We start from the raw sequence: 25,085 nt of genomic DNA, 5'->3' as shown, positions 1-25,085 counted from the left end.
TCAGGCGTACAGTCCGTGCAGGAACCAGCGGGCGTCCTCGGCATCGCGCTCGCGGTAGATCCAGTAGCGCGCGCCGGCCGCGTCTTCGGCGACGAAGTAATCGCGCACGGTCAGGACCGGATCCCACCAGCCGCTTTCGATGCGTTCGGGACCGCGCATCAGCCGCAGCGCCTGCCCGCCGTATTGGGGGCGATGGCCGGACAGCTTCAGGGGCTGCGGGGTTTCCAGCAGCCAGAAGGGGCGTTCGAGCAGGGGCGGCAGCGGGTCGGGGCGCTGGGGCGCGGCCAGCGCGTCGCCCCAGGCATTGGCGGTCTCGGGGCGGTGGTCGGCGACGGGCCGGGCGTGGCGCACCCGGTCGCGGCCCAGGCGCGCCACCAGCAGGTCCAGGAGCCGCGCGTGGTCGGCGGCGGTGCCGCCCGGCTCGGGAAACAGGGTGGTGCTGGCGGCGGGCTGCTCGACCGTGTCGGGCGCCTGCAGCGTGACGGCGATGACGGGGGCTTCCAGCGTGAAGTGGTTCAGTTTTTCGCGCAGCAGCGGCAGGAGCTGCCGCGCCTGCCAGACGGGCTGCGCGAGGGCCAGCTCCAGTTCGGTGGGCGGCCGGGCGTGGCGGCCGCGTTCGTGGTCCATGCTGAGCACCACGCGCTGGACGGCCAATTGCCGGGCGGCCAGCCAGCCGCCCAATTGTTCGGCCAGGCGGCCCGCGACGGCCAGCACCGCGTCGGTGTGCTCCATATAGTCCATGAGTTCGATGCGCCGCGAAAACCGATGCGGCGGTTCGATCCAGCGGTGGAGTTCGGGCGCCTGGCCGTAGGCGGCGTCCAGGGCCTGCAGCAGGTCGGGCGCGCTGCGCCGCTGCAGGCCCGCGCGCGGCAGGGCGCGCAGGTGCGCCAGCGTGTGGCAGCCGATGTCGTCCAGCCAGTGCCGGCGGTCGTGCGCCTGGGGCAGCAGCGACAGGGGCAGGGCATCGAGCCGCCGCGCCAGGGTGGACAGCTTCAGCGTGCGCCGGGGGACGCCCCGGCCGGCACGCCGCGCCAGCAGCCAGGCGCCCGTGGCGGTGGGCGCCATGCCCAGGGTCATGCGCAGGTCCAGCGCGCGCAGCGTCGCGGCCACCCGCCGTGCCAGCGCGCGCGGCCCGCGGAAGAACATCAGGCTGGCGCCCACGTTCAGCAGCACGGTGTCGCCGTCGGCCAGCGCGATTTCAGGGGTGTACTGCAGCAAGGCCAGCGCCGCGCCCTGCAGGGCCTCGGCTTCGGCCTGCGCATTGCGCGGCAGCAGTTCCACGCCGGGGGCGATGGCCGCCGCGCCCGCGCGGCGCATGCCGGGCGTCACGCCGGCCTGGCGGGCGGCGGGAGTCAGGGCGGCGACCCGTTCCTGGTCCAGAACGGCGAACGCCTCCTGTTCATGCGGCCAGTGCGGGCGTATGACGTCCAGCGGCAGGCAGCGCAGGCAGGCGGCGATCCAGAGGCGCATGGCGGGGAGTGGAAGGGGTAAGGGCGCCGGGCTCCAGGCCCACGTACAGCGGGGTGTCGCAGACAGGCCCCCGGCGCTTGAGTATGTGCACGGACAAGCCGCCCGGCGCGGGCGCCAGCGCCAGCCGCAGGGCGGCGGGCGTGGCGTTCTGCGCGGCGCGGGACGGGCGCACGGCGATGAACAGCAGGTCGCTGGCCTGGGCGGCCAGGTGCAGGCGGCGCAGGGATTCGGGGCGCACATTGGGCAGCCAGCAGATCAGCGCGCCGCAACTGCCGTTTTTCAGGATCTGTTCGGTGGCCCACAGGGCGTCGACCGGCTTTTCGGGCGCCACCCAGAGCAATTGCCGGGGATCCAGCCGCCAGCTCATCCAGCTGGCGATGTGGGGGACATGCGGCGGCTGCACCAGGGCAATGGGACGGCGTGTTTCCAGCTGGGCAAGGGCGGGACGCAGCAGGCGGATTTCTCCAATGCCGGGGTGCGGGGTCAGCAGTTCGACGAGCGATCCCAGCGGCCAGCCGCCGTCGGGCAGTTCGGCCGAGAGCGCCGCATGCCCGGTAGGCAGGGTGCGTGCGGCGCCCTGGGCCAACTGCGTGGCGCGCCACAGCGCGGGATGGATACGTTCGGGGGACTGCATGGCGGGGACGCCTGGTGGTAAATGACTGTATGAATATACAGTATTGTACCGGGCTTTGGCGCCGGGCTTCGGGGCCAGACTTAGACCCGCCGGACGTATCGCCATGTGCCGCGCCGCGGGCCACGAACGGGCCGGTGCCCAGGGCTCGTCCCGGCGCTATCATGGCCAGGTGACGCGCCGGGCGGCGCGCAGCAAACCCGGGCAGGCTCCCAGGCGGCGCGCCTTTTACAATGCGGCAATCGGGGCGCCGTTTGACGTCCCCAAGCCAGTACGGAGCGGTTTCATGGCGTCTTCCAGTTCTATCGAATTTCTTCCCGATCCGGGCGTCGACGTGCGCCAGCTCTTCATCCTGCTGCACGGCGTGGGCGGGTCACCCGACAACCTGGCGCCTCTGGCCCAGGCGCTGCGCGCCGCCTTCCCGAGCGCGGCCGTGCTGATCCCCGAAGGCTTCGAACCATTCGACGGCGGCGGCGCCGGCCGGCAGTGGTTCTCCGTGCGCGGGGTCACCGAGGAAAACCGCGCCGACCGCGTGGCCCAGGCAATGCCGCCCCTGGAAGCCTACGTGCGCGACGCGCAGGCGCGCTTCGGCTTGCTGCAATCCGACACCGCGCTGGCCGGTTTTTCGCAAGGCGCCATCATGGCGCTGGAACTGGTGCAGGCCCACGACGGCATGGCCGGCCGCGTCCTCGCGTTTTCGGGCCGCTACGCGCAACTGCCCAAGACCGCGCCGCAATACACCACCATTCATCTGCTGCACGGCGCCAACGATCCCGTCATGGCCGTGGCCAACGCCCAGGCGGCGCAGGCCCGGCTGGCCGAACTGCATGGCGACTCCACCATCGACATCGCCTCCCACGTCGGCCATGAACTGCATCCCGCCCTGATCCAGCGCGCCATCGTGCGCCTGCAGACCTGCGTGCCGCTGCGCAGCTGGGAAGCGGCGCTGGGGCTGAACCAGACGCCGCCGGATGGGACGACGGTGCATTGAGCTGACGTGTATCCAGCGTCTGGCCTCGGGCCGCCAGCATGGTTAGCCATGCGTGTTGATACCGCTTGGGGACGCCGCGCCGCCTTCGCACGCTGATGGCCTCGTTTCATGCTCAGGTGCCCGAAGCGGCGGCCAGTCAGTTGCGACCGACAAGGACGGAGTGGGGTGGCCGGGCAGTCCCGCCTGACGAATGATCCTGGGCCAACGCGGTTCCCATCCCAAGAGCAACGATAGCCAGTGCCCGGTCGCATGGATCAAGATTACGGGAGACAGCAGTACCGACAGCAAGACCACGAGCCGGCGCTGGTCGGCGCGCCAGAGAGGCTTGAGAAAACTCCAGGGTGCGGCAAACGACAACCACGGCCAAGGCACTTTAGTCAGTAGCTTGCGGGGGCGAGGCACAGCGTTGGGGCCTTCTTCCATGTAACGCCGGATGAATTCCCAGAGATTGACCAGATCGCTGGTTCCATCGGCGGTCTTGCCCACGAACATGAGGTGATTGTGGGGCAGGCCGGTCATGTCCTGCGTCCACGCCAGTAAAAGCTGGGTGCCCGTGCCGGCCATCTCCGGTTTTCCTGCGGCTGCTTCGGGCGAGACCAGGTCCCACGCGAGAACGGCGATGCCGCCGGCGTAACGAGGACGATGCAGATATACCTGCCGTGTGATGCGGTTGAAGCGGATGAGGAGGCGGCGTTGGACGAAGTTTTCCAAGCGGAGCCAGCGCCATATGAACCGGCGAATAACCAGAACCAGCCCAACGGTTATCAGTGGCGTTGCGAGCGCAGCAACGTAGTCGCCCATATCTGCCGGCCTGCTTGACCACGGATACACGTGAGTCCACCACACCGTGCTGAAGGCGGCGCTCAGCGCGAACAGCGACCAAGTCAGATAGAGCAACGGCACAGTGAATAGTGTGATGAAACCCCGCTTTTCTTGAAGCGCGCCGGCCCGGAGTTCGATGTAGGTATCGTTAAACGCGTATAACGATCCTTCCGCGCTGGGATGCTCACTAACACGATCGCGAATTCCGATTTCTCCACTGAATCGTTTCCCGGTTTTAGCCAAGCTTTCGCTTTCAGTGGCTAGCGCCACCTTGGTGGCATCGTCAAAGCCCCTACGTAGATTTGCGATGGTCTGCACCGTCCAGGCTTGCTCTTCAATGAAATACATTTACTTCACCGCATTGAAAGCTTCGAACAATTTTTGCAGTTCGGTCGACTCATCTTTAAAGGGCTTGAAAAAGCCATTTGGCGATCGAATCCCGAAACAGCAATGGGCACACCAAGTTTCCATTTCGTCTGGCTCTAATACCCAGATAGTTACCGTGATCAACAAGCCTATAGCCGTGCCCCAGCCCAACGCCAATCCAAGCAAGGCAGATATGCGGGCGACAGCGAGACCTTCTGCCTGACGAATGAGAGCAGGCAACGCTGCTCGAAGGAACTGCCTCTCTGTGTTTTGTAGTATCCAACGTAAAAGAGGCCCGGACGTAGAGAATGAAATGGCTGTAGAGAGCCCTGTAATTCCTAACGCGACCACGGCATGTGCGAGATACGCAAAACCCAATGCCCGGTGATCTTGGGCGAAGGCTTTTCGCATATCCGACACGTCCAGTGCCACCATGATGCGCTCCTCCAAGCGCCGCTAATGCGCCGCCAGACAACTTCAATCCGCCCAATGCAATTGACGTTCCTCTACCGACGACCGTGTTAGCGCCATATCTCGCTGCTACAGATTCCACACTCGTCGCCGCCAACTCGAACCCCGCCGCCGCCGTCGTCAATCCCGCCGCGGTGAATTCCGCCCATTGTCTGGCCTCCTTGTCCGAGGCGCTGCCTTTGGTCAACAGCAACACGGCCTCAAGCAGGGCGATGATTGCACCACCCCGAATCTTGTAGAACTCGCCGCTGCCTCCGCGCTGGAACTCCTGCGCAAGCGCACCGCGAACGCGTCCTATATGGGCGTTCAATTGCCCGGCCACGCGCGCGTCGCTGGCCGCCTGGCCTGCCAGCGCCAGATCCTGTAGCCGGATGCCTGTCGCAGCGCGACCGAGTTGGGCATGCATCAACCCCATAAGGGGCACCAGCAATCGGCGATCAACCGCGTTGCCGGGCACCTGTTTCAGGACGAATTGATTGAGTTGCGCGAAAAGCGCTAGCACGTGGCCCAACGGCCGGTCGGTGAACCATGTGTGCGTGCCCGCTTTCCGGGCCGCATCTACGGCACTGTCCGCCTTCGCGATCAAATCGACGACGTTCTTGAAGCGTTCGTCCGCCTTGCCCAGCAGAGTCACGGTATTGTCAACGGTAAGCGTGTCTTCGGCTTTTGTCTTCGCCAATGCAACCCGGGTTTGAGCTTCGATGTCGACCTGGTTCCGGGTCAGCGCGCGCAACCCAAGATTCCGTTTGCCGATCTCGATGTCGGTCCACCAGCCCTCGAGCTGCGCGTTTCCGTTGGGACACCCGTTCATGCCTATCACGCACAAGCCGACTTGTTCGGCGAACGCCAACCCCCATACCGGATCGTGACGGTCATATAAGTCTAAAGCGGTGTCCATCACCGGGCTCGTCATCCATGCCAGATGATCGGCGCTCCGTATGTCCATTACCTGCTGAACCTGTTCGTCGCGTCGCCGGAATTCTCGCTGAATGCCTGCTTTGGCATCGTCCCAGTTCAACAGCTTCTGGTATCTGTCGAAGGCAGTCAGAGATTCTTTGGCAGCAAGCTCCTGCACGCGCTCTGGCGTATAGAGATTCTCGTACTGTTTGTTCAAGTGCGGACTCAGCGTGTAGCCGGCGTTGGCATGCAAGGCCTGCCCCAGCAATCGCTCGCCACGCTTCACCGCGCGGTCGAGGTGACCTTTTTGCATGGCGGTCTTTATGTTGTCGAGCGCCTGGGCGACGGCATAGCGACGCTCATTGCTGATGCCTTCATGGTCCTTCGTTTCCAGCCAAGGCCGCATTTTCTCGATCGCATCGTTGCGCCAGGCATTGAGCTCTTGAGCAATGCCGATGGCATCATCCAGGACTACGGCAAATCCCTGATCGGCAGCCAGTTCCCGTTGAACGCTGGCCAATATCGAGCCCATGCTCACAGGATCGGTGCCCGGTCTGAGTCCGCTGCGGAAGGGTGGGAATGCCTGGTCCTCGAGCGCGTTGCGCGCGGCTGGGCTGGAGGCCGCAAGATACTCGGCAACCCTGGTCGAAATCTCAGGCGGATCGAGGACGTCGTCAGAAATGCTGCATCGTTGAACGAGCCCCCGAATATCGAACTTCTGCAGGCGATTACGGAACAAACTGATGTCGCGATAGCGTTCCAACGCGGCAGGGCTAAGAGGATCGCGCGCAAAAAGCAGTCGGGATTCCTCGATGTCCTCGGGGTCTCCGATCGTAATGGTCCAAGCGCCAAGAGCGGCCATTCCGGTCATGTGCGCACCCGGATCGCCCGGCCAGATGGGTCGAAGCAGGCCGGTTGCATGCGCCTGATAGGCTGCCTCGCACGTAAAGGGGCGTCCTATCCGTTTCGTGAAAACGTACACGTATCCTTCTCGAAGCCAGCGTATGGCATAGCGAGTGGAATTCAGTTTCGGCGTGAGTTGCCGTCCCAGGTTTTTGGGAAGGTCTGGCGCCAGGATCATCGCGGCGTCGTGGTCGGCGCTGGCAATGATGCCATAACGAAGCGGAAGTATCTTTACAGAGCGTTTGCAGCCGCCGCAAGGACCGTTCGGGGGGGCGACGGGGTTCCGGCTGGCGGCGTTGCCGCTGGATGAAAACAAGTTTTGGATGTGGTCGAACGAATTGGGCATGTGGATCGCTTAGTCTTGGGAAGATCAAGCCGCTCGGCTCAGCAAGGCAAGATAAAGATTGCCCAATCGTCCATTGCCGGAGGCTGCGGCTTGGACAGCATGTTGCCAATGACGGTCGTTATGCAGTTGCTGCGCAGGCCTGCTTAGCGCCATGAAGACGTAGTCATGAAGGCTCTCGGACGAGGACAGGCCCAGACTCCTGGCAGCGTCCAGATGAGCCATTACGCGCGCAAGACGCACATTGCGACAATCGGTATCGAACAAGGATGGCTCGTGCTCCTCCGCTTCCCTGAGCAGGCGATGAGGAAAGGGGTCCGCAGACAGCGCGTTCCAAAGGTGGGCGTCCATGATTAGCGTCGGCGGTGGCAGCGGGTTCCTCGCGTGCATGCCATTTCCTGGGACACGACCCCACAGTCGGCGCTCCGAATCCGCCCTTGGAATCCACCAGGAGACAACTGGCGCGATAAAGGCTTTCCACCAGGCCGGATCTGCAGTCTGGTGCAGCACTGGCAGAACAAAAGGATCGTAGTGCCGCAGCAGATAAGTGCCACCGTCCGCCCCCTGCGCTAGCGTTGCATGGCTCAGGTGCGAGGCCAACTCGGCGGGCGGCAGCGTGCTTATGATCCAGCCGTGCAGGGCATTGTGAAGGCGACCTTGGAATTCCTCGACCAAGCTGCCACAGTCGGCGATTTCCGCGGATCGGGCAGCAAGCAGAAGTGGCGAATACGGGCGCAATGCAAGCCATTGTTCCTGCCGCAGCAGCGGATGGGAGCGGCCGGAAAACTGTTCGGACACGGCACTGCGCAGCGTCTCGTCCAGACCGGCTATATCACTGACCGCAATCAGGTGCCGCGGCGCCCCGGGCACCATCAAGTCGGTGATCAGTTTCCGTAACAGCGTAGTCATGCTTTCACCACTGCGCTGTGCTCCATCGCAGCCTTGATCCAGCAGCCTACACACACGGGCTCGCCGACTTCTGGCTCGCCATGAACGTTTAGAGGAACGCCCCCTCGTCCGCCGCTAAAGTCAATGTTGCCCGCCCTGAAGTTGACCGCGGCGCCGTTGAATTTCAGCCCGCCAGAATCCAGCGTCAGAACGCCGCCCGGTGTGCTCCAACGCATCGACTCTGCGCTGACTTCGTATTCCTTGGTTGTGACCGACACGCGTTGAGCGGCCCGCATCCGATGATGTCCTTCGACCTGTAGTTCGAGATGTCCTCCCACGACCGCAGTATGGTTTGCGGCGATGCGATCTATCCGGTGGTTACCTATTTCTTCTACTCGGTCTTTGTCGATGGATATGTGTTGACTACGTTCGATGACCAGCGTTTGATCGCGCTTGATGGTTACGGACTGGTCCTGGCCAATGTCGATTCGTTCGTCTCGTACGATCTTTTCTTGCCGGTCTTGCCCGACCGTTAGCATTTCATCGCGGCCTATCCTTTCGCTGCGGTCGTTACCCACGAAGGTGGTCTCATCGTGGTTGACATGAATGTTCTGATCTTTCTGCGCGTGGACGTAGATCTCCTCGCGATTCAGTTCATCCTCGAAGCGCAGTTCATTGAACCCATCGCCCTTGTGCGACTTGCTCTTGATCGTCATCCGGGTCTTGTGCTGCGGCAGTTCATAAGGCGGCAGGTTGATCGCCCGATAGGTGCGCCCCGTGATGATGGGCTGGTCGCAATCGCCGTCCAGGAAGTCCACGATCACTTCCTGGCCGATGCGCGGTATGGCCATGTGGCCCCAGGCCGCGCCCGCCCAGTTCTGCGAGACGCGGATCCAGCAGGAGCTGTGTTCGTCATTGCGGCCCAATCGGTCCCAGGGGAACTGGACCTTCACGCGGCCGTATGCATCGCAGTAGATCTCTTCGTTGGCAGGTCCCACGACCGAGGCGATCTGCGGGCCGTCGATGCGGGGCTTTGGGGCAGGCGCCGGCTTCCAGTCGACCTTGTCCGGCACGATGTCGGCGGTGTAGCGGTATTGGGTGCCTTGCGCGGCGTCGGCGCCTTCTTCCTGCTGGCTGGTGTGCTGGATGCCGTGGTGCTGCATGCGCACCGGGCGCCAGCCGTGGTTCCAGTCTTCCCGCGGGTGGCCGGTCAGGTCGAACGCCACGCCGGGAATGAGGCGCGCGTCGTCGCCTTCGACGCGCGCCATGCGGGCGTCTCGGCGCAGGCCGAGGAGGCGGCTGTGGGTGAAGGGCTTGCCGGCTTCGTCGCGTTTGTAGCGGCCGGGGTAGTCGTAGCGTTCGTAGCGGGAATCCTGGTGATCCAGTTCGCGCGCTAAAGCCGAATGCTCCTGGTCGTACTGTGGGTGGGTGTAGGTGTAGTCGCGCTGCGTCTGGCGCGCGGTGCGCACGTGTTCGGCATAGGTGAAGCGGCGCAGGGCCGGTTCGGGTTGATCGCCGCCGGGCGTTGGGTTGTAGGTGACCGGGCCGCCATCGATCGCGCCATGCACGTAGATCCGATCGCCGTGGATCAGTCGGTGGCCCTTGTCGGTGTGTTCAAAACGGTAGAAGAATCCCTCTTCGGCCGCGAGCCGATCGAGGAACTGCAGGTCCGTGTCGCCCGCCTGCACGCAATACTCGCGCGGCAGGTGTTCGTGGGTCGTGACCTGTTCGTAATTCGTAATGCCGTGGGACTTGATGACCTGATCCAGGATCTCCGGCACCGACTGCTGCTGGAAGATGCGCCAGTCGGAGCACAGCGACGCGCGCGCCAGCGCCGGTTCCACCACGGCGCGGTAGCGGGTGCGCCGGAAACCGGTGTCGCCTTGTTCAAACTCCGTGACGATGCCGTGCACGTGGCGCACCGGCACATCCCCGCGCCAGATCGTGAAGAGCGCGGGCTGGTCCAGCAGCGCGCCGAAGTCCACGGCCGCATCGAAGCTGGATAACTCCACGCGCAATAGAAAGGTCTCGGACAAGGCTTCGTCCAGCGTGAACTCGATGACGTCGAAGTCCACGCCGGCGGCGGCCGGCGAGAACGTAAATCGCATATCGGATGAATGTGGCATCTCGGTATCCTGCGCAGCCGCTTCGGTGACGGCAATCCGTTCCAGCTGCAGATTTACAAGAAGAAGACGGAGTTACCGATTGCGGCGACTCCGTGACTTGGCCAGAGGAGCCTGCCTACGGTCTGGTTGGTGACGCTGATGCAGGCGGGGGGAGGCATGATGGATTCGTGTGTCGTTGTGAGACCCGATGGGGCCGGAAGCGTCCTGGTGCAGACGCAGCGACATATGCGAAATCCGTGCCAGGTTTGGAAAGCCTGAATAATCCTTAGTGAAATCAATGCGCTAGGAAAAAAGGGCGGTGTATGCATCCCAGTCGGGCGAGTCCAACTGCTGCAAAAGCCCATTTCCAAACGAAAAAAACCGGGCCAAATTTGACCCGGTTTTTCATAACCCTTTGATTAATAAGAAAATGCAGTGGGCCAATTTTGGCCCGGGTGGGTCAAATCTGGCCCGCCTTACTTCTCCCACCCCCCGCCCAACGCCAGAAACAACGCAATCTGGTCGCTGCTCAGCTCGGCCTGTGACGCCGCCAGCGCGCTTTCGTTGCTGGCCAGCGTGCGTTCGGCGTCCAGCACGGTCAGGTAGTCGGTCTTGCCGTACTGGAACAAGCGCCGAGCCTGCGACGCGGCTTCGGCGCTCTGGTCGCGGGCGGCGCGCAGGGCGGTGTCGCGGTCGAGCTGGCGGGCGTAGACGACCAGCGCGCTCTCGGTTTCGCGCAGGGCGTTCAGCACGGTGGCGTCAAAGCGCGCGGCGGCGGCCTTGGTGTTGGCTTCGGCTTGCGCGATGCGCGCTTGCGCGGCGCCGGTGTTGGGGATGGTCCAGGAGATGAGAGGGCCGACGCTCCAACTGAAGGTGCCGCGGTCGCCGAACATGGTGGCCGGGCCGCCCGACGCGGCCGACAGGCCCAGTGTGATCTTGGGATAGAGGTCGGCCGTGGCCACGCCGATGCGCGCGGTGGAGGCGGCCAGGGTGCGCTCGGCCTGGCGGATGTCCGGGCGGCGGCGCAGCAGTTCTGCCCCGTCGCCGACCGGGATGGTTTCGGTCAGTTTCGGCGCGGTGGCGCATTGCAGCAGCGCCGGGGAGATCTCGTGCGGCGTCTGGCCGGTCAGCGCGGCCAGGCGGTACAGCGCGGTGCGCTGCTGGGCCTGGAAGGGCGGCAGGTTGGCCTGCAATTGTTCGAGCTGGCTGCGCGCGCGGGTGACGTCCAGCGTGGTGCCGCGGCCGGCGCGCTGCAGGCGGCTGACGGCGTCGAGGGATTCCTTCTGGACCTGCACGGAGTGCTGCGCCGAGGCGAGCTGCATGCCCGCGGCACACAGGTTGGCGTAGGCACGCGCGGTCTCGGCGGCGACGGTGACGCGGGTGGCGTCGTAGGCGGCCTGCGCGGCCTGTGCGTCATCGGTGGAGGCTTCCACGGCGCGGCGGATCTGGCCGAAAAGGTCGAGTTGATACGACACGCTGGCGCCGGTGGAATACGACCAGCGGTTGGGAGGATCGATGCCGGGTTGCAGTTCCTGCAGGCCGGACACGTGGCCGAAGGTGGGCGACGCGTTGACGCCGAGGGTGGGCTGCTGCTGGGCGCGGGTCTCCTGCAGGGCGGCCTGGGCGCGCTCGAGGTTGGCGCTGGCGACGCGCAGGTCGGTGTTGGCGGCCAGGGCCTTTTCCACCAGGCCGTCCAGCATGGGGTCGTTGTACAGGCGCCACCAGTGGCCGGGCACCGCCTCTTGCCGGTACACATCGTCCTGCGCTTCTACGAAGGACGATTGCGCGCTCGGCCGCTGGGACACCGACTCCGGCGGCACCTTGTAGTCGGGGCCCACGGAGGCGCATCCGGCCAGCGCGAGGGCCAGCGTCAGCGGGAGGAGAAGTCTGGTTTTCATGGCAGGTACGGCTTGGCGTCGATAGGAAGTTGAGGGTTTCGAAAAGGCGTGCGGCGTGCGCTCGCGTCAGGAGGCGTGGGGCGCGGCGGCCGCGGCCTGGGCGGGGCGGTCGTCGACGGAGACGGTGGCGGTCTGGCCGGCGACCAGGCGCACGCCGTCGGGCACGTCGTCGATCTTCACGCGCACGGGAATGCGCTGCGCCAGGCGGACCCAGTTGAAGGTGGGGTTCACGTTGGGAAGCAGGTTGGCGCCCGTGCTGCGGTCGCGGTCGGCGATGCCCATGGCGATGCTCTCGACGTGGCCGCGGATGTGGCGCGATTCGCCCATCAGGGTCACGGTCACGGGATCGCCTTCGTGGATGCCGGGCAGCTTGGTTTCCTCGAAGTAGCCTTCGACGTAGAAGGAGCCGGCGTCCACCAGCGCCATCACGCCATGGCCGGCCGTGGCGTAGGAGCCCGCGCGCAGGTCCAGGTTGGTGACGCGGCCGTCGCTGGCGGCGACGACGCGGCTGCGTTCCAGGTTCAGCCGCGCGGTGTTCAGTTGCACCTGCGCCTGCGCCAGCGCCGCTTCGGTCTGCTGCACCTTGGTCTGGCTTTGTTCCAGCGTTTCGGCCGCGACGAGCTGTCCGAGCGACCGGTTGCGCTTGGCGTCGCGCAGCGCCTGGTCGTGGGCGACCTGCTGCGAGCGCACGGCGGCCTCGGCCTGGTCGTACGCAAGCTGGAAGCGGGCGCGGTCGATCTCGAACAACAGGTCGCCGGCCTTCACGTCCTGGTTGTCGTGCACGGGCACGCGGGTAACCAGTCCGGAGACGTCGGGCGCGACTTGCACGACATAGGCCTTGACGCGGCCGTCGCGCGTCCAGGGTTCGACTTCATAGTGGTCCCAGAGCTGCCAGCCGGCGTAAGCGGCGGCGGCGACGACGACGGCCGTGACCGCGAACTTGCCGATGGCAGCAGGACGAAGGGCATTGGGGAGTTTCATACCGGTCTTTGCAGAAAATAGGGGGAAATGAGGGAGACGCCGTACAGCAGCACCACAAAGAGCGCCAGGTCAAAGAGCGCGGGGTGCCACACCAGGCGGTAGAGTCCGGCGCGGGCGAGCACGCGGCGCACCGCCCAGGCCACGCCCAGGGTGATGACGCCCAGCACCAGCAGCCAGGGGAAATAGATGCCGTAGAGATTGAATTCGCCGATCATGATGCTTGGCTCTCCAGCGTGGGATGAGCGGGTTGGTAGTCGGGCGCCTCGGGGAAGAACGCGCGGCGGATGCCGACCAGCGCCACCACGGCGCGGTCGCGCGCGTGAGGGCCGTGCGGCGTGGCGGCGACGCTGCCCAGCGCGCGGTCGATCTGCGCCAGGAACTCGGGCGTCTTGTCCTGCACGCGCCCCGATGAACGGACCCGGAAAAACTGCGCCAGGCTGTCGAGCACCGGCCCGATCGTGGCGTCGGCCATCGGCAGGTGCCGGCGGGCCCGTTGCAGTTCGGTGATGTCGCGCCCCACGCGCAGGTCTTTCAGCGCGTCGGCCGCGACCAGGTCGTCGGGCCGCCTGGCCAGCGCCAGCCGCGGCTGCAAGAGGCCGATGCGGTCCAGCATGCGGGCGGTGTACGTATGGCGTGAAGGCGCGCGCGGCGAGCTGGCCAGCGTCGCCAGCTCTTTCCAGTTGGCGGCCTGGATGCGGCGCGCGCTCCAGTCGGCGCTGACGGTGCGGAAGATCGCGGCGATGATCGCGGCCGTGGCCACGCCCATGCACTGCGCGACCTGCGTGTCGATGAAGGAAACGACATTGGCGGTGTTGGTGTCCTGCAGGGCCATGGTGCCCAGAAAGCCGAACAGCATGGCCATGCCTTTGCCGGTGCTGGCCGGCCGGGCGATGAAGATGCCCAGCACGAAGGCCGTCGGCAGCATGGACAGCGCCAGCATTTCGAACGAGTGGATGGCCGGCATGATGCCCAGCAGATACAGCGCCGACAGCGGGATCGAATACACCGTGTAGGTCAGGAACTGCATGATGCCCGGCACGGGATTGTCCTGCGAGGCGAAGAAGCAGCTGAAGATCGCGGCCATCAGCGCGGCGGTGGCGCCATTGCTCCAGGCTGTGCCGATCCAGAAGGCGCAGCAGACCGAGATGGCCACGCCCGCGGCCAGCGCGGACAGCAGCGCCAGCCCGTGATCGCGGTGCAGCGCCGAATTGGGATCGCGGGCCGCGCGCGGGGCCCGCACCGGCGCGCCTGCCAATCCCGCGTGGATGTCGCGGCGCAGGGCGAGGCATTCGTCATAGGTGTCGATCAGCTCGCGCAGCCGCGTCATCAGGCTGGCCAGGAGCGCATCGCGCCAGGTCGAACGGCTGTCGATGCCGGGCGTCAGCCGGGTGACAGCGGCGCGCAGCCGCACCGCGGTCTCATGCGAGGCCTGCGCGCCGGCGTTGATCCATTCCGAAATATCGGACAGCAGCGACTGCACCGGCTCGGGCAGGTCCTGGCCGTTGGCCTGCAAGGCGCGCATGCGGTCCTCGACGGCCGATACGGCGGGCGTCAGCGCGGCGATCTGGTCCTGCATGGCGCGCACGGCGCCGGCGGTCCAGCGCAGGTTGCTGGTGTCGAAGGGAACATGGGTGGACAGCAGGCGCAACTGCGTGATGTCGTTGGCCAGCACGCGGCGGTCCTTGTCGCGCTGTTCGGCGTTCTTGCCGCTCAAGGTGTCATGCATCCAGTTGCGCGCGTCGCGCACCGCCTTGTCCAGTTGCAGCGTCAGCGCGGGGGCAAGGCCGCGCGGCAGGATGATGCTGTGGATCAGCGTGGCGCACACGATGCCCAGGCTGATCTCCTCGACGCGCGCAAGCGCCGTGTCGAAGACGAGGGAAGGGTCGGTGACGCTGGGAAAGCCGATCATCGCCGCGGTGTAGCCCGCCAGCATGAACAGGTAGGACCGCGGCGTGCGGTCCAGCACCGACATGTACAGGCAGGCGCCCACCCACAGCACCATCGCCCCGGTCATGACGACCGGCGAATTCGACAGCCGGGGCACCATGTAGACGGTGGCGGCCGACCCGAAGAAGGTGCCCACCAGGCGATACAGCGCCTTGGAGCGCACGGCGCCCGACCAGGGCTGGGCCACGACATAGGCGGTGGTCATGGCCCAGAACGGACGCGGCAAACCGATGCTGTAGGCCAGGTAGAGCGCCATGATGGCGCTCAGGTAGCTCTTGAGCGAGAAGACCGTTTCGCGGACGTTGGGCAGATTCACTTTCATGGCCGCGCGTCCTCTTGCGCCCCGGCGCCGCTGCGGCCCAGCGACACCTTCATGGCGTCGAAGACGCGCAGGCACGCTTCGAGGTCGGACTCGCTGATGCCGTTGAAGATGCGGCGGCGCAGTTCGACCAGCACGTCTTCGACCTGGGCGCGCAGCGCGTGGCCGGCCTCGGTGAGGTGCAGGGTGCGGGCGCGGCGGTCGTGGGGGTCTTCGCGGCGTTCCATCAGCCCGGCGGCGACCAGTTGGTCCAGCACGCGCACCAGCGAGGGGCCTTCGACGCCCAGTGCCTCGGCCAGCGCGCCCTGGCGCACCCCGTCGCCCAGCCGGCCGGCCAGGATGACGGGCCAGGCGGTGGCCTGCGACAGGCCGTAGTCGACGAGCGCCTTGTCGGCGGCGCCGCGATAGGCGCGCGACAGCACCATGAGGTTGGCGGTGGTGGCCATGAGCTGGGAGTCGGAAGGAGTAGGCATGGAATAGATTGTATCCTATCTATTAGCTTACTAATGATTGAAAATGACGACTATCTCGATAGATCTTTTCAATTGGAAAAATAGGGGAGCGGTTTTCCATGGATGGAAAACCGGGGACGAAACTGCGACCGGCCGGCGCGACAGCGGCCGGCCTATCCGGTCAACCGTTGCAGTCGGCCCAGCAGTTCGGCGTTTCGTAGAGGCGCACGCGCGTCAGGCGCAGTTCGGCGCCGTAGTGGCCGTGATAGTGCGGGGCCAGCGTTTCGAAGACGATGGCCGCCAGGTTTTCCGCGGTGGGGATGCGGTCCAGCACGACGGTCTTGTGGCCGGGCAGGGAGTCCAGGAATCCGCGCACGGCGGCATCGCCTTCATAGACCAGGAACGCGTGGTCCCAGACGTCCACGATGTGCGTCTTGGCGATGTGCTTGATCTCGGAGAAGTCCATCACCATGCCGTTGTCGGACTCGCCGGGCGCCTGCACCACGTCGCCCGTCAGGGTGATCTCCAGCACGTAGCGATGGCCGTGCAGGTTGCGGCACTGGCTGCGGTGGTCGGGGATGCGGTGGCCGGCGTCGAACTCGAGCCTGCGGGTCACGGAAATCATCGCGCGCTCCGCACGGCGTGGGGGTGAATCATGGAATGCCTATGTATTTGTGGGTTTGCAGGCTGAGCCGCCATTGCGGGTGCTGCATGCAGTACTGGACGGCCTGCTCGGTGTTGGCCGCGCGCGCGGGTCCGTCCATGGGTTGCAGGAAGAAGTGTTCGAAATCGAGGTGCGCGAAGGCGTCGGGCAGGGCATTGAGCTGGGGGTAGACCAGCTTGAGCTCGTTGCCGCGCTCGACCACGACCGGCGCCGTGCCTTTGGGACTGACGCAGATCCAGTCGATCCCCGCGGGCGGCTTGATCGTGCCGTTGGTTTCGATGGCGACGGTAAAGCCGCGGGCATGGATGGCGTCCAGCAGCGGCGCGTCCAGTTGCAGCAGCGGCTCGCCGCCCGTGAAGACCACGTAGCGGTTGTGCGTGTCCGGACCCCAGGCCGCGGCGATGGCGTCGGCCAGGAGGTCGGCCGAGGCGAACTTGCCGCCGCCGTCGCCATCGGTGCCGATGAAGTCGGTGTCGCAGAAGGTACAGGCGGCGCTGGCGCGGTCGCTCTCGCGGCCGGACCACAGGTTGCAGCCCGCGAACCGGCAGAATACCGCCGCGCGGCCTGCGTGGGCGCCTTCGCCTTGCAGGGTCTTGAAGATTTCTTTGGCGGTGTAAGTCATAGGGGGGCGGGCGGCCGGGCGCCGCGCGATTCGAGCAAAAGCGCGCTATTTTACTTGGCGCGGCGGATATGCGCCGAAAGACCCTGCTGGGCGGGGGTTCGGCGCAGCCGCGCGAGCCGCCGGCGCCCCGGCCCGCTCCGCCCCGCGTCCGCAGCATTCGCCGGCCCCGCGACCCGCCGGCCCACGTCGTGCAGGAAGCGTGGCGGCCCTGTAGACTTCCCGCCTATGTTTCACGTCCAAGACTCGCTTTTCATCGACGAACGCGACCTGACCTTCTCCATGATCCGCGCCCAGGGCGCGGGCGGGCAGAACGTCAACAAGGTGTCCAGCGCCGTCCATCTGCGCTTTGATGTGCGCGCTTCCCGTCTGCCGCCCGAGGTGCAGGACGCGCTGTGCGTGCTGAGCGACCATCGCATCTCCAAGGAGGGGGTGATCGTCATCAAGTCGCAGGCGTTCCGCAGCCAGGAAAAAAACCGGGCCGAGGCCATCGAGCGCCTGGTGGCCATGGTCCGCGCGGCGATCCGGGTCGACAAGCCGCGTCGGGCCACCAAGCCGACGCGGGCCTCGCAGCGCCGGCGCGTGCAGCGCAAGGTGCTGCACGGCGAGGTCAAGCGGCTGCGCGGACGGGTGCAGGGCGAATAGGAGGGGATCATGTCAGACGCGCGCCGCCGCTATCTGCTTACGCTGGCCGGGGTGTTCGCCGTCATCTGGACGGCTTTGGCTATCAATCCGCACGACCGCTCGGCCTGGGCGCTGGAAAACGCGCTGGTGCTGGCCCTGGGCGCCGTGCTGTTCGCCACGCGGCACGCGTTTGTGTTTTCGCGCGCGTCGTACACGCTGATCTTCCTGTTCCTGTGCCTGCACACCGTGGGGGCGCATTACACCTATTCGCTGGTTCCGTACGACGAGTGGTGGCGCGCCCTGACCGGTCACAGCCTGAACAGCCTGCTGGGCTGGGAGCGCAACAACTTCGACCGGGTCGTGCACTTTTCCTACGGGCTGCTCCTGGCCTATCCGATCCGCGAGATCTTCCTGCGCGTGGCCGAGGTGCGCGGGTTCTGGGCGTATTTCCTGCCCCTGGACGTGACGCTGTCCACCTCGGCGCTCTACGAGCTGATCGAGTGGGGCGCCGCGGAGTTCTTCGGCGGCGACCTGGGCGCAGCCTATCTCGGCACGCAGGGCGACATCTGGGACGCCCAGAAAGACATGGCGCTGGCGGCGCTGGGCGCGGTCATCGCCATGACCGTGACCGCGCTGGTCAACTGGAAGGCGCAGCGCGATCTGGCCCGCGATTGGGCCGACAGCCTCAAACCCGCGCGACGGCGGCAGGCCGATAGTCCTTGATGCCCGCAGGGGCATTTCTATATATCGGACAAACACGATATATGATTCGATAAATTGCGATATACCAATATGACCGCAACTCCCTCACCCTCCGACCAGAACATCGCGCAGCCCGCCATCGACGCCGACGCCATCCTCAAGGCGCTGGCCAATCCGGTGCGGCGCGACATCCTGGCCTGGCTGAAGACGCCGCATGCGTACTTCGAGGAGCGCCCCGGCCACACCTTCGAACACGGGGTGTGCGCGGGCCACATCGATGACCGCTGCGGGCTGTCCCAGTCGACGGTGTCGTCGCATCTGGCCGTTTTGCAGCGCGCGGGCCTGATTTCGGCCACGAAGGTGGGGCAGTGGGTCTTTTTCCGTCGCAACGAGCCCGTGATTGCCGCGTTTCTGCGGCAGTTGAACCAGGATATGTAGCCCCATTGCCGGGACGAAAGGACTTTGCATGAACCCCTTGTTTGAACCGCTGAAAGTTGGCGACCTGACGCTGCGCAACCGCGTGGTCATGGCGCCTTTGACCCGCCAGCGCGCCAGCGCCGGCCGCGTCCCCAACGACCTGATGGTCGAGTACTACACCCAGCGCGCCGGCGCCGGCCTGATCCTGACCGAAGCCACCGCGGTCACGCCGCAGGGCGTCGGCTATGCCGATACGCCCGGGTTGTGGTCGCCGGAACAGGTCAAGGGCTGGCGCAAGGTGACGTCCGCCGTGCACGACAAGGGCAGCCTGATCGTGGCGCAGCTCTGGCACGTGGGCCGCATTTCCGATCCGATGTTCCTGGACGGCGAACTGCCCGTCGCGCCCAGCGCCATCGCCGCCAAGGGCCACGTCAGCCACGTGCGCCCCAAGCGCGCCTACGTGACGCCGCGCGCGCTCGAGACCGACGAGATCCCGGGCGTGGTGCAGGCCTACCGCCACGGTGCGCAGATGGCGATGGAAGCCGGCTTCGACGGCGTGGAAGTGCATGCCGCCAACGGCTACCTGCTGGACCAGTTCCTGCAGGACAGCACCAACCACCGCACCGACCAGTACGGCGGTTCGGTCGAAAACCGTGCGCGCCTGCTGATGGAAGTGGTCGACGCCTGCGTGGCCGTCTGGGGCCCGGGGCGCGTCGGCGTGCACCTGTCGCCGCGCGGCGATGCGCACGACATGGGCGATTCGGACCGGGCGGGCCTGTTCACATATGTGGCGCGTGAACTCGGCAAGCGCGGCATCGCATTCCTGTGCGTGCGCGAACATGAAGGCCCGGACAGCCTGGGGCCGGTGCTGAAGGCCGCGTTCGGCGGCGTGTATATCGGCAACGAGGGCTACACGCGCGAGAGCGCCGAAGCCGCCGTGGCCGCTGGCAGGGCCGACGCCGTGGCGTTTGGCGTACCCTACATCGCCACGCCCGACCTGGCCGAGCGCCTTCAGCGCAACGCGCCGCTCAACACGCCGAACCCGGCGACCTTCTACGCTTCCGGCGCGGAAGGGTATACGGACTATCCGGCACTGGCGGCTTGAAGTTGCTGCTTGAAGTTGCAGCTTGACGTTGCTGCTTGAAGCCACCCCCTGCAGCCACCCCCTGAAGCAATGGCCCGCCCTCGGCGGGCCTTTTGCTTTCACAGCGCGGCGCGCATCGGATAGGTGAACAGCCCGAAGTGCGCCGCGTTCAGGCCCAGGTGCGCCAGCACGGCGGCGGAAAGGCCGCCGTACCGGTAAGCCAGGCCATAGGCCGCGCCGGCCAGCCCGGCCAGCAGCATCCATTGCCATCCGCCCGCAAAATGGGCCAGCCCGAACAGCACGGCCGCCACGGCCAGCGCCGCCCAGCCGCCCCACGCGCGGCTACGCCAACGCTGCGACAGGCGCTCTTGCACATACCCGCGAAACAGCGCCTCTTCGGCCAGCGTCACCAGCAGCGCATTGTTGATCAGCCAGATCCAGCCCGACGGCGGCCACTTGGGCGCCCACTGCACCACGTCCAGCGCCAGCGCCAGGCCCAGGCATGCCGCCACCGCGGCCCCGCAGGCCAGCAACGCCGCCGACAGGGTGAGGCGCGCACTGGCCGCGGCCATCGGCGGCGCCATCGCCAGCACCACCCAGAACGCCACCAGCGGTTTGTCCAGGTTCAGGAACATGCCGAACGGCACGGCGCCAGGACTGAGCGGGGCGGGTTCGATCACGCGCAGGTTGTGAAAGCCGGGCAGCAGATGCGCAAAGAGCAGCACGGCCACGGCCACGAACAACGCGTGCCCGGCCGCGCGCGCGGCCGGGCACGCCTGCGAACGCGCCAGCACCGCGGCACCGAGCAGCAGCGCCGGCCACGCCAGCGCGACCGGGTCGGCGACGCCCTGGGCCAAGGCCCAGGCCCACGCCACCGCCAGAGGGGCCAGGGCCCAGCGGCGCGTGCAGGGCGGCCACAGCATAGCTGCGGCCAAAAACAGGGCGGACCAGGGCAGGTCGTGAGGCATCGGCGGGCGGGGATTCGGGCGAACGCCAGAGTGTAAGCGCGGCCTGCGCCGGGCGCCGCTTTTGCCTTGCGTGCATTTTCAGGCGACCATGCGGCAGCGGCGGCAGACGCCCCGCGTGTCCGGCGGGCCGGGAACCGCCATCCAGGGAGTCAGGGATGAAGAGTATCGCGTGGTTGATGTTGGCGGCGGCGCTGCTGCCGTTCGTGTGCACCATCATCGCCAAGGCCGGCGGCAAGCAGTTCGACAACAACGATCCACGGACGTGGCTGGGGCGGCAGGAGGGATGGCGCGCCCGCGCCAACGCCGCCCAGGCAAACACCTTCGAGGCCCTGCCGTTCTTTTACGCCGCCGTGCTGTTCGCGCTTTACAACCAGGCGCCCGCCGAGCACGTGGCCACGCTCATGGCGTGCTGGTTGGGGACGCGGCTGGGTTACGTGGCGATGTACCTGGCCAATTGGGGCGCGCTGCGCTCGCTGGTCTGGACGGCGGGGGTGGGCTTCGTGATCGCGATCCTTTTCGCGGGCGTCTGAGGCCCGCGCCGGATCGTGGCGGCGGCGCTATCGGCAGCCGCCGCGCCGCGTCACTTCCATTCGAACATGGCGCGCGCGGTGCCGGAATCCTGCACCGAGACCTGGCGTTCCTGCGCCTTGCCGTCGAAGGTGGCCGAGATCCGGTAGCTGCCGGCCGGCAGCTTGACCAGCATGTAAGGGCCTTCGGCAGTGACCTGCAACACCGATTTGCCCTGCGCGTCCCGGATGACGACGGCGACGTCGGCGACGTAATCGGCCTTGCCGCCGCGCTGGGCGGCGAAGGTGAGCGCCAGCGGGTAGTTGCCGGAGGCGGCCTTCATGGCTTCGGATTCGTCGATGCCGATGCCGCCGCTGACGTATTCCACCGAGCCTTGATGCTTGACGGGCGGCATCCCGGCCTGGGCCGTGGAAAGAATGCCGGCGATGGCCATGCTGCCCACCGCCATGGCGGCGGCCATCGTGCAGCGTTCAAAACGTTTGTTCATGGAATTCTCCTGCGGGTAGGTCCGGCGCGGCCGAGCGGTCGCTCGCGTCCACCGGACGATTGCACTTCGTTCGATCCGGTCGCCGGAACCGAGTTCGCGTCGTCTCGGCTCGGAAATCAACCGTTTGTATCAGCCGCTTTTTTCTTGAGCGCGCCTGGCAGACGTCCGCATCACGCATCTCGCATCACGCATTACGGATTACGCGTCATGGTAGCTGCCGCGTGCCAGGTGAAGGTCAGCTGGCTCTCGCCGCTGACCGAGCCGTCCGGCGCGAATCGCCGTTCGTGCAGTTCGCCCGCGCCGTCGCCGTGCAGCGCCATCACGCTGGAGCTGCGGGTGCCGTAGTCCGGGCTGACGATGAACGGGCTGCTGAGCAGCTTTTCGCGGTCCAGGGGCAGGCCCGTGGCGGGCAGGTCGGCGTCGTCCGCGGGCAGGGGATCGGCAAGCGCCGCGAACAACGCGGGCAGGTCGGGCTGCGGATGGCTCTCCAGCACGGCCGTGAAGGCGGCCTTGGTCCGCGCCAGCTTGGGCCAGGGCGTGTCCAGCAGGTGATTGGACAGCGCGTACACGCCGGGCGCGAGGCGCCGCGGTCCGCCATCGCGGTTGCTCAGGTACCAGGCCTGCGCGGCATCGCCCACGATCAGGTTGAACCCGTTGTAGGCCTGGTCCCGGCGATGCACGTCCTCCAGGTACGCCTGCGGGGCGATGTCCCCGCGCAGGAAGTCCTCGACCAGCGCGCCGCGCGACGGCGCGTTGTCCAAATGCCGGCCCGGTTCGCGGAAATTGGTCACCAGCGCATAACGCCCGTGCGCCGTCACCCCCATCCAGGTGCCGCCCGCCAGGCCGTCGCGCCCGGCATAGATGCCGGGGGCGTCGGGCCATTGCGCGGCGGGCAGGGTGGGGCGCGCGTGGAATTCGTCGCGATTCGCGGCGATCAGCACGGGGATGCCCGGCAAGGTGTGCAGGGCCAGTACGGCAAGACACATGATTCAGACCTGATGAAGAGGGGAAGGGGGGGCGGGACGCCCGGGCGCCGCGGTGAAGTCGGGGCCGGCCAGGGTGGCGCGCAACGATTCGATTTCGGCGGCGACGTCCCGCAGCAGGGGCGACGGCGCCTCGATGGCGTCCGGGGGCACGGGCTGGCCCTGGTTGACGGCGGCGGCAATGCGGTCCAGGGCGGCGGCCAGTTGGGCGACCTGCGCGGCAGGGGGCGCGGGCTGGCCGGCGGGCAGCGACCACACGGTGTCGGAGATGGCGTTGGCCACGCGTTCCAGCGCCACTTCCACGGGCCACCAGGCCAGGGCGCGGCGGCTGACGAGCCGCGGTTCGGACAGTCCGCGCTGCAGCGCGATGCGCAGGTCGGACAGCCGCGCGTAGGCGCGCGCGCGCAGGTCGTGCCGGCTGCCGGGATCGGCCTGGAACACGGTGTTCAGGTAGGCGGCCAGCGTCGAGGTGGCGGCGGACACGGCATGGTCCAGGTTGCTGCGTTCGATGCGAATCCAGGGCAGGTAGCCCACCAGCAGCACGATGGCCGACGCGACCCCCACGTCCACCAGCCGCGCCAGCGCGATGGACCAGCTTCCGGGTTGCAGCGCGCCGATCAGCAGCATGAGGATGGGCACCAATATGGCCGAGAACAGCCCGTAGTTGCGCCGTATCGACCAGGGCAGCAGCGCCGCCAGCCCGGCGACCGTGAGCAGGCTCGCGACGCCGCCGCGGTCCAGCGCCAGCACGGTGGCGCTGATCGCGACGCCCACCACGCTGCCCGCGCAGCTTTGCAGCGCGCGGGCAAAGACCGACCCGAAATTGGGCTTGAACACCACCACGACGATCAGCGGCACCCAGTAGGACCGGGGCAAGGCGGTGGCCAGGGCGACCGCCTCGGCGGCAAGCAGGCAGAGCCCCAGACGCACCAGATACCGCACGGTGGTCGGCCCGGGGCGGTAGGTCCGGACCAGCACGCGCCAAGGCGTGCGCGCGGGCGCGGGCGGCAGGTCGGCGCCGTCATCGGCTGGCGTGGCCCGCGTGCCGTTCAGCAGCGGCTGCGCCTGCTCCAGCGCGTCCGCAAGCTGCGGCATGCCGGCGCGGCGCAGCGCGGCGATGTCGTCGCGCGCGTCCGGCTCGGCGTCATTTTCGACGCGGTCGGCCAGATGGTTCATGACCCGGGCGCATTCGGCCGGCAGCACGCGCCCGGCGCGCGCCAGCGCCAGCGCGGCGTTGGTGAGCGGCGTGCAGGCCTGCAGTTGGGCGACCAGGCGCGCCAGCCGCGGCGACGGGCCCGCCGACCGGCCCCGCGCGGCCAGGACGGTGTCGTAGGCGGTGGCCATGGCGCCTTCCATCTCGCGGCGCGCGGCCATGACGCGCGAGGTGCCGGTGGCCGCGAACATCGCGGCCAGCTTGCGGTAGGCCTGCGCCACCGCGGCCCGCTCTGGCGCGATGGGATTGACGACCCAGCCGGACAGCGTGAGCGCCAGGCCGAACAGCCCGCCCACGCCCACCAGCGCGGGCGGCAGCCACGGCGGCAGGGTCGAGGCCAGGCTGGAACCGACGATCACGTAGGTGGCGAACTGCAACGTGGCGACGGCCGCGATGGTGTTGAACGTGCCGACCAAACTGGCCGCCAGGACCAGCAGCATCATGCCGGCGGCGGTCCAGAGTCCGTGGCCGGCCATCAGGCTTCCCAGCAGATAGCCCAGCGCGCCGCCGAACACCGTGGCGCCGATGGACAGCGCGCGGTTGCGGTAGGGGCCGCCGTTGTCGCCCGTGATGGCGGGCAGCGCGCCCAGCGCCACCAGCGCGGCCGCCGGGCCCTGGTCCAGGACCAGCCCCGCGGCCGTCGGCAGTCCGATGGCCAGGGCGGCGCGCAGCATCACCCAGGGGTTGACCGGCGAAGGCTCCAGGTGCGCCAGGCTCATCAGCCAGCGCATGTTGGACGCGTGCGGGTGGCTCATCGATGGGCGGCGGGACAAGGCGGCCTCATGGGACGGTGCTCAGGCTCTGGTCAGCGGCGCCTCGTCGGGCGCCGCCAGGCGGAAGTAGTCTTCGGTGTTCAGGAGGATGGACGCGTCCAGGCGTCCGGCGTTGAAGACGATTTCCTCGTGCCGCTCGCGCAGGCTGGGATCCACCAGCAAGCACAGGTCCGGATTGAAGCTGAAGGGCGGGATGGCGCCGATCTCGCAGCCGGTGAGCTCGCGCGCGAGGTCGCGCGACGCGAGCGAGGCTTTCTTGCCGCCCGCGGCGCGCGCGATCGCGTCCAGATCGGCCTGCTTGTCGGCCGGAAACACCGCGAGCACGTTCTTGCGCAGATTGGACGAGATCTTCACCCGGCAGACCAGCGCCTTGGCGCCCTGGCTGACTTCGGTGCCGCGCACGGCGGCGACTTCGACGGACCGACCCGCCGCGGCGTGTTCAAGCAGGCGATAGCGGGCCTGGTGCTGGGTAAGCAGGGCTTGCAGGCGTTCAAAGACTTCCATGGGGGCGACGGGAATGGGGCGGGCCGGGAGTCGGC

General features: G+C 67.0%; 24 protein-coding genes. 6 read left to right on the top strand and 18 right to left on the bottom strand.

The genetic code is table 11. The annotated features are described in order from the left end of the window. Window positions 1-1,470: a Y-family DNA polymerase gene (locus ACZ50Q_RS16385; protein WP_092575390.1), complete on the bottom strand. Its 1,470-nt coding sequence runs from the start codon at window positions 1,468-1,470 to the stop codon at window positions 1-3. Beyond that, entirely contained in the window at window positions 1,400-2,104 is a 705-nt protein-coding gene (gene imuA / locus ACZ50Q_RS16380; RefSeq protein WP_464078981.1) for a translesion DNA synthesis-associated protein ImuA, read from the bottom strand. The genes ACZ50Q_RS16385 and imuA overlap by 71 nt, the downstream gene beginning before the upstream one ends. A 283-nt stretch (window positions 2,105-2,387) precedes the next feature. On the opposite strand from imuA, the gene ypfH reads away from it, so the two are divergent. Further along, a complete protein-coding gene (gene ypfH, locus ACZ50Q_RS16375; protein WP_464078980.1) occupies window positions 2,388-3,092 on the top strand; it encodes an esterase in 705 nt (234 codons plus the stop codon). A gap of 42 nt (window positions 3,093-3,134) precedes the next feature. Here the strand turns inward: ypfH and ACZ50Q_RS16370 are convergent, their stop codons facing one another. From ACZ50Q_RS16370 to queE, 11 genes are all read right to left on the bottom strand, one after another. Continuing rightward, a complete protein-coding gene (locus tag ACZ50Q_RS16370) occupies window positions 3,135-4,262 on the bottom strand; it encodes a DUF6708 domain-containing protein (RefSeq protein WP_464078979.1) in 1,128 nt (375 codons plus the stop codon). Between the two features lie 55 nt (window positions 4,263-4,317). Continuing rightward, window positions 4,318-6,897: a T6SS effector BTH_I2691 family protein gene (locus ACZ50Q_RS16365; protein WP_464078978.1), complete on the bottom strand. Its 2,580-nt coding sequence runs from the start codon at window positions 6,895-6,897 to the stop codon at window positions 4,318-4,320. A 24-nt stretch (window positions 6,898-6,921) separates the two neighbouring features. Then, the gene (locus tag ACZ50Q_RS16360; protein WP_464078977.1) at window positions 6,922-7,803 is read right to left on the bottom strand and encodes a DUF4123 domain-containing protein; all 882 of its coding nucleotides are present in this window, start codon (window positions 7,801-7,803) and stop codon (window positions 6,922-6,924) included. Beyond that, entirely contained in the window at window positions 7,800-9,857 is a 2,058-nt protein-coding gene (locus tag ACZ50Q_RS16355) for a type VI secretion system Vgr family protein (RefSeq protein ID WP_464078976.1), read from the bottom strand. The genes ACZ50Q_RS16360 and ACZ50Q_RS16355 overlap by 4 nt, the downstream gene beginning before the upstream one ends. A 506-nt stretch (window positions 9,858-10,363) precedes the next feature. Next, a complete protein-coding gene (locus ACZ50Q_RS16350; protein ID WP_092575396.1) occupies window positions 10,364-11,785 on the bottom strand; it encodes an efflux transporter outer membrane subunit in 1,422 nt (473 codons plus the stop codon). Window positions 11,786-11,851: 66 nt separating this feature from the next. Further along, window positions 11,852-12,766: an efflux RND transporter periplasmic adaptor subunit gene (locus ACZ50Q_RS16345; RefSeq protein WP_464078975.1), complete on the bottom strand. Its 915-nt coding sequence runs from the start codon at window positions 12,764-12,766 to the stop codon at window positions 11,852-11,854. Next, a complete protein-coding gene (locus ACZ50Q_RS16340; RefSeq protein ID WP_076521137.1) occupies window positions 12,763-12,981 on the bottom strand; it encodes a DUF1656 domain-containing protein in 219 nt (72 codons plus the stop codon). Before ACZ50Q_RS16340 ends, ACZ50Q_RS16345 begins: the two co-directional genes overlap by 4 nt. Continuing rightward, entirely contained in the window at window positions 12,978-15,029 is a 2,052-nt protein-coding gene (locus ACZ50Q_RS16335) for an FUSC family protein (protein WP_464082006.1), read from the bottom strand. Before ACZ50Q_RS16335 ends, ACZ50Q_RS16340 begins: the two co-directional genes overlap by 4 nt. 2 nt (window positions 15,030-15,031) lie before the next feature. Then, window positions 15,032-15,505 (bottom strand): MarR family winged helix-turn-helix transcriptional regulator, encoded by a 474-nt coding sequence (locus ACZ50Q_RS16330; RefSeq protein ID WP_076521135.1) that lies wholly within the window; start codon window positions 15,503-15,505, stop codon window positions 15,032-15,034. 160 nt (window positions 15,506-15,665) lie between these two features. After that, on the bottom strand, window positions 15,666-16,109 hold the full coding sequence (queD, locus tag ACZ50Q_RS16325) for a 6-carboxytetrahydropterin synthase QueD (protein ID WP_076521134.1): 444 nt from the start codon (window positions 16,107-16,109) through the stop codon (window positions 15,666-15,668). A 28-nt stretch (window positions 16,110-16,137) separates the two neighbouring features. After that, the gene (gene queE / locus ACZ50Q_RS16320) at window positions 16,138-16,770 is read right to left on the bottom strand and encodes a 7-carboxy-7-deazaguanine synthase (protein WP_076521133.1); all 633 of its coding nucleotides are present in this window, start codon (window positions 16,768-16,770) and stop codon (window positions 16,138-16,140) included. 225 nt (window positions 16,771-16,995) lie between these two features. Here queE and arfB point away from each other — a divergent pair, with 225 nt between their 5' ends. From arfB to ACZ50Q_RS16300, 4 genes are all read left to right on the top strand, one after another. Continuing rightward, window positions 16,996-17,412, top strand: a complete 417-nt coding sequence (gene arfB, locus ACZ50Q_RS16315; RefSeq protein ID WP_464078974.1) for an alternative ribosome rescue aminoacyl-tRNA hydrolase ArfB — start codon at window positions 16,996-16,998, stop codon at window positions 17,410-17,412. A gap of 9 nt (window positions 17,413-17,421) precedes the next feature. Then, window positions 17,422-18,114, top strand: coding sequence for a DUF2238 domain-containing protein (locus tag ACZ50Q_RS16310; protein WP_464078973.1), 693 nt, complete (start codon window positions 17,422-17,424; stop codon window positions 18,112-18,114). 69 nt (window positions 18,115-18,183) lie between these two features. Beyond that, on the top strand, window positions 18,184-18,531 hold the full coding sequence (locus ACZ50Q_RS16305; RefSeq protein ID WP_076521130.1) for an ArsR/SmtB family transcription factor: 348 nt from the start codon (window positions 18,184-18,186) through the stop codon (window positions 18,529-18,531). Between the two features lie 28 nt (window positions 18,532-18,559). Continuing rightward, window positions 18,560-19,615, top strand: coding sequence for an alkene reductase (locus ACZ50Q_RS16300; protein ID WP_092575416.1), 1,056 nt, complete (start codon window positions 18,560-18,562; stop codon window positions 19,613-19,615). 98 nt (window positions 19,616-19,713) lie between these two features. Here ACZ50Q_RS16300 and ACZ50Q_RS16295 read toward each other — a convergent pair whose 3' ends face one another. After that, complete coding sequence (locus ACZ50Q_RS16295) at window positions 19,714-20,562, bottom strand: lysostaphin resistance A-like protein (RefSeq protein WP_464078972.1); 849 nt, start codon at window positions 20,560-20,562, stop codon at window positions 19,714-19,716. A gap of 155 nt (window positions 20,563-20,717) precedes the next feature. On the opposite strand from ACZ50Q_RS16295, the gene ACZ50Q_RS16290 reads away from it, so the two are divergent. Further along, a complete protein-coding gene (locus ACZ50Q_RS16290) occupies window positions 20,718-21,092 on the top strand; it encodes an MAPEG family protein (RefSeq protein WP_464078971.1) in 375 nt (124 codons plus the stop codon). A gap of 50 nt (window positions 21,093-21,142) precedes the next feature. On the opposite strand, the gene ACZ50Q_RS16285 is transcribed toward ACZ50Q_RS16290, so the two are convergent. The 4 genes from ACZ50Q_RS16285 to ACZ50Q_RS16270 all read right to left on the bottom strand — a co-directional run bounded on the left by ACZ50Q_RS16285 (window position 21,143) and on the right by ACZ50Q_RS16270 (window position 25,050). Further along, window positions 21,143-21,577: a carboxypeptidase-like regulatory domain-containing protein gene (locus tag ACZ50Q_RS16285; RefSeq protein WP_076521126.1), complete on the bottom strand. Its 435-nt coding sequence runs from the start codon at window positions 21,575-21,577 to the stop codon at window positions 21,143-21,145. A 191-nt stretch (window positions 21,578-21,768) separates the two neighbouring features. After that, complete coding sequence (locus ACZ50Q_RS16280; RefSeq protein WP_464078970.1) at window positions 21,769-22,563, bottom strand: NRDE family protein; 795 nt, start codon at window positions 22,561-22,563, stop codon at window positions 21,769-21,771. 3 nt (window positions 22,564-22,566) lie between these two features. After that, window positions 22,567-24,528: an FUSC family protein gene (locus tag ACZ50Q_RS16275; RefSeq protein ID WP_464078969.1), complete on the bottom strand. Its 1,962-nt coding sequence runs from the start codon at window positions 24,526-24,528 to the stop codon at window positions 22,567-22,569. Between the two features lie 39 nt (window positions 24,529-24,567). Beyond that, window positions 24,568-25,050: a YbaK/prolyl-tRNA synthetase associated domain-containing protein gene (locus ACZ50Q_RS16270; protein ID WP_076521124.1), complete on the bottom strand. Its 483-nt coding sequence runs from the start codon at window positions 25,048-25,050 to the stop codon at window positions 24,568-24,570. Window positions 25,051-25,085 lie beyond the last annotated feature (35 nt).

Source organism: Achromobacter sp. T5-5 (assembly GCF_055397965.1).
This window is presented reverse-complemented; position numbering and strand designations above follow the sequence as displayed.

Excerpts from the sequence above, each read along its gene's own strand:
- ACZ50Q_RS16270 (WP_076521124.1), bottom strand. The coding sequence starts at position 25,050 with ATGGAAGTCTTTGAACGCCTGCAAGCCCTGCTTACCCAGCACCAGGCC.
- ACZ50Q_RS16340 (WP_076521137.1), bottom strand. The coding sequence starts at position 12,981 with ATGATCGGCGAATTCAATCTCTACGGCATCTATTTCCCCTGGCTGCTG.
- ACZ50Q_RS16305 (WP_076521130.1), top strand. The coding sequence starts at position 18,184 with ATGACCGCAACTCCCTCACCCTCCGACCAGAACATCGCGCAGCCCGCC.
- imuA (WP_464078981.1), bottom strand. The coding sequence starts at position 2,104 with ATGCAGTCCCCCGAACGTATCCATCCCGCGCTGTGGCGCGCCACGCAG.
- ypfH (WP_464078980.1), top strand. The coding sequence starts at position 2,388 with ATGGCGTCTTCCAGTTCTATCGAATTTCTTCCCGATCCGGGCGTCGAC.
- ACZ50Q_RS16360 (WP_464078977.1), bottom strand. The coding sequence starts at position 7,803 with ATGACTACGCTGTTACGGAAACTGATCACCGACTTGATGGTGCCCGGG.
- ACZ50Q_RS16330 (WP_076521135.1), bottom strand. The coding sequence starts at position 15,505 with ATGCCTACTCCTTCCGACTCCCAGCTCATGGCCACCACCGCCAACCTC.
- ACZ50Q_RS16285 (WP_076521126.1), bottom strand. The coding sequence starts at position 21,577 with ATGAACAAACGTTTTGAACGCTGCACGATGGCCGCCGCCATGGCGGTG.
- ACZ50Q_RS16280 (WP_464078970.1), bottom strand. The coding sequence starts at position 22,563 with ATGTGTCTTGCCGTACTGGCCCTGCACACCTTGCCGGGCATCCCCGTG.
- ACZ50Q_RS16385 (WP_092575390.1), bottom strand. The coding sequence starts at position 1,470 with ATGCGCCTCTGGATCGCCGCCTGCCTGCGCTGCCTGCCGCTGGACGTC.
- arfB (WP_464078974.1), top strand. The coding sequence starts at position 16,996 with ATGTTTCACGTCCAAGACTCGCTTTTCATCGACGAACGCGACCTGACC.
- ACZ50Q_RS16365 (WP_464078978.1), bottom strand. The coding sequence starts at position 6,897 with ATGCCCAATTCGTTCGACCACATCCAAAACTTGTTTTCATCCAGCGGC.
- ACZ50Q_RS16350 (WP_092575396.1), bottom strand. The coding sequence starts at position 11,785 with ATGAAAACCAGACTTCTCCTCCCGCTGACGCTGGCCCTCGCGCTGGCC.
- ACZ50Q_RS16295 (WP_464078972.1), bottom strand. The coding sequence starts at position 20,562 with ATGCCTCACGACCTGCCCTGGTCCGCCCTGTTTTTGGCCGCAGCTATG.
- ACZ50Q_RS16300 (WP_092575416.1), top strand. The coding sequence starts at position 18,560 with ATGAACCCCTTGTTTGAACCGCTGAAAGTTGGCGACCTGACGCTGCGC.
- queE (WP_076521133.1), bottom strand. The coding sequence starts at position 16,770 with ATGACTTACACCGCCAAAGAAATCTTCAAGACCCTGCAAGGCGAAGGC.
- queD (WP_076521134.1), bottom strand. The coding sequence starts at position 16,109 with ATGATTTCCGTGACCCGCAGGCTCGAGTTCGACGCCGGCCACCGCATC.
- ACZ50Q_RS16370 (WP_464078979.1), bottom strand. The coding sequence starts at position 4,262 with ATGTATTTCATTGAAGAGCAAGCCTGGACGGTGCAGACCATCGCAAAT.
- ACZ50Q_RS16345 (WP_464078975.1), bottom strand. The coding sequence starts at position 12,766 with ATGAAACTCCCCAATGCCCTTCGTCCTGCTGCCATCGGCAAGTTCGCG.
- ACZ50Q_RS16275 (WP_464078969.1), bottom strand. The coding sequence starts at position 24,528 with ATGAGCCACCCGCACGCGTCCAACATGCGCTGGCTGATGAGCCTGGCG.
- ACZ50Q_RS16310 (WP_464078973.1), top strand. The coding sequence starts at position 17,422 with ATGTCAGACGCGCGCCGCCGCTATCTGCTTACGCTGGCCGGGGTGTTC.
- ACZ50Q_RS16290 (WP_464078971.1), top strand. The coding sequence starts at position 20,718 with ATGAAGAGTATCGCGTGGTTGATGTTGGCGGCGGCGCTGCTGCCGTTC.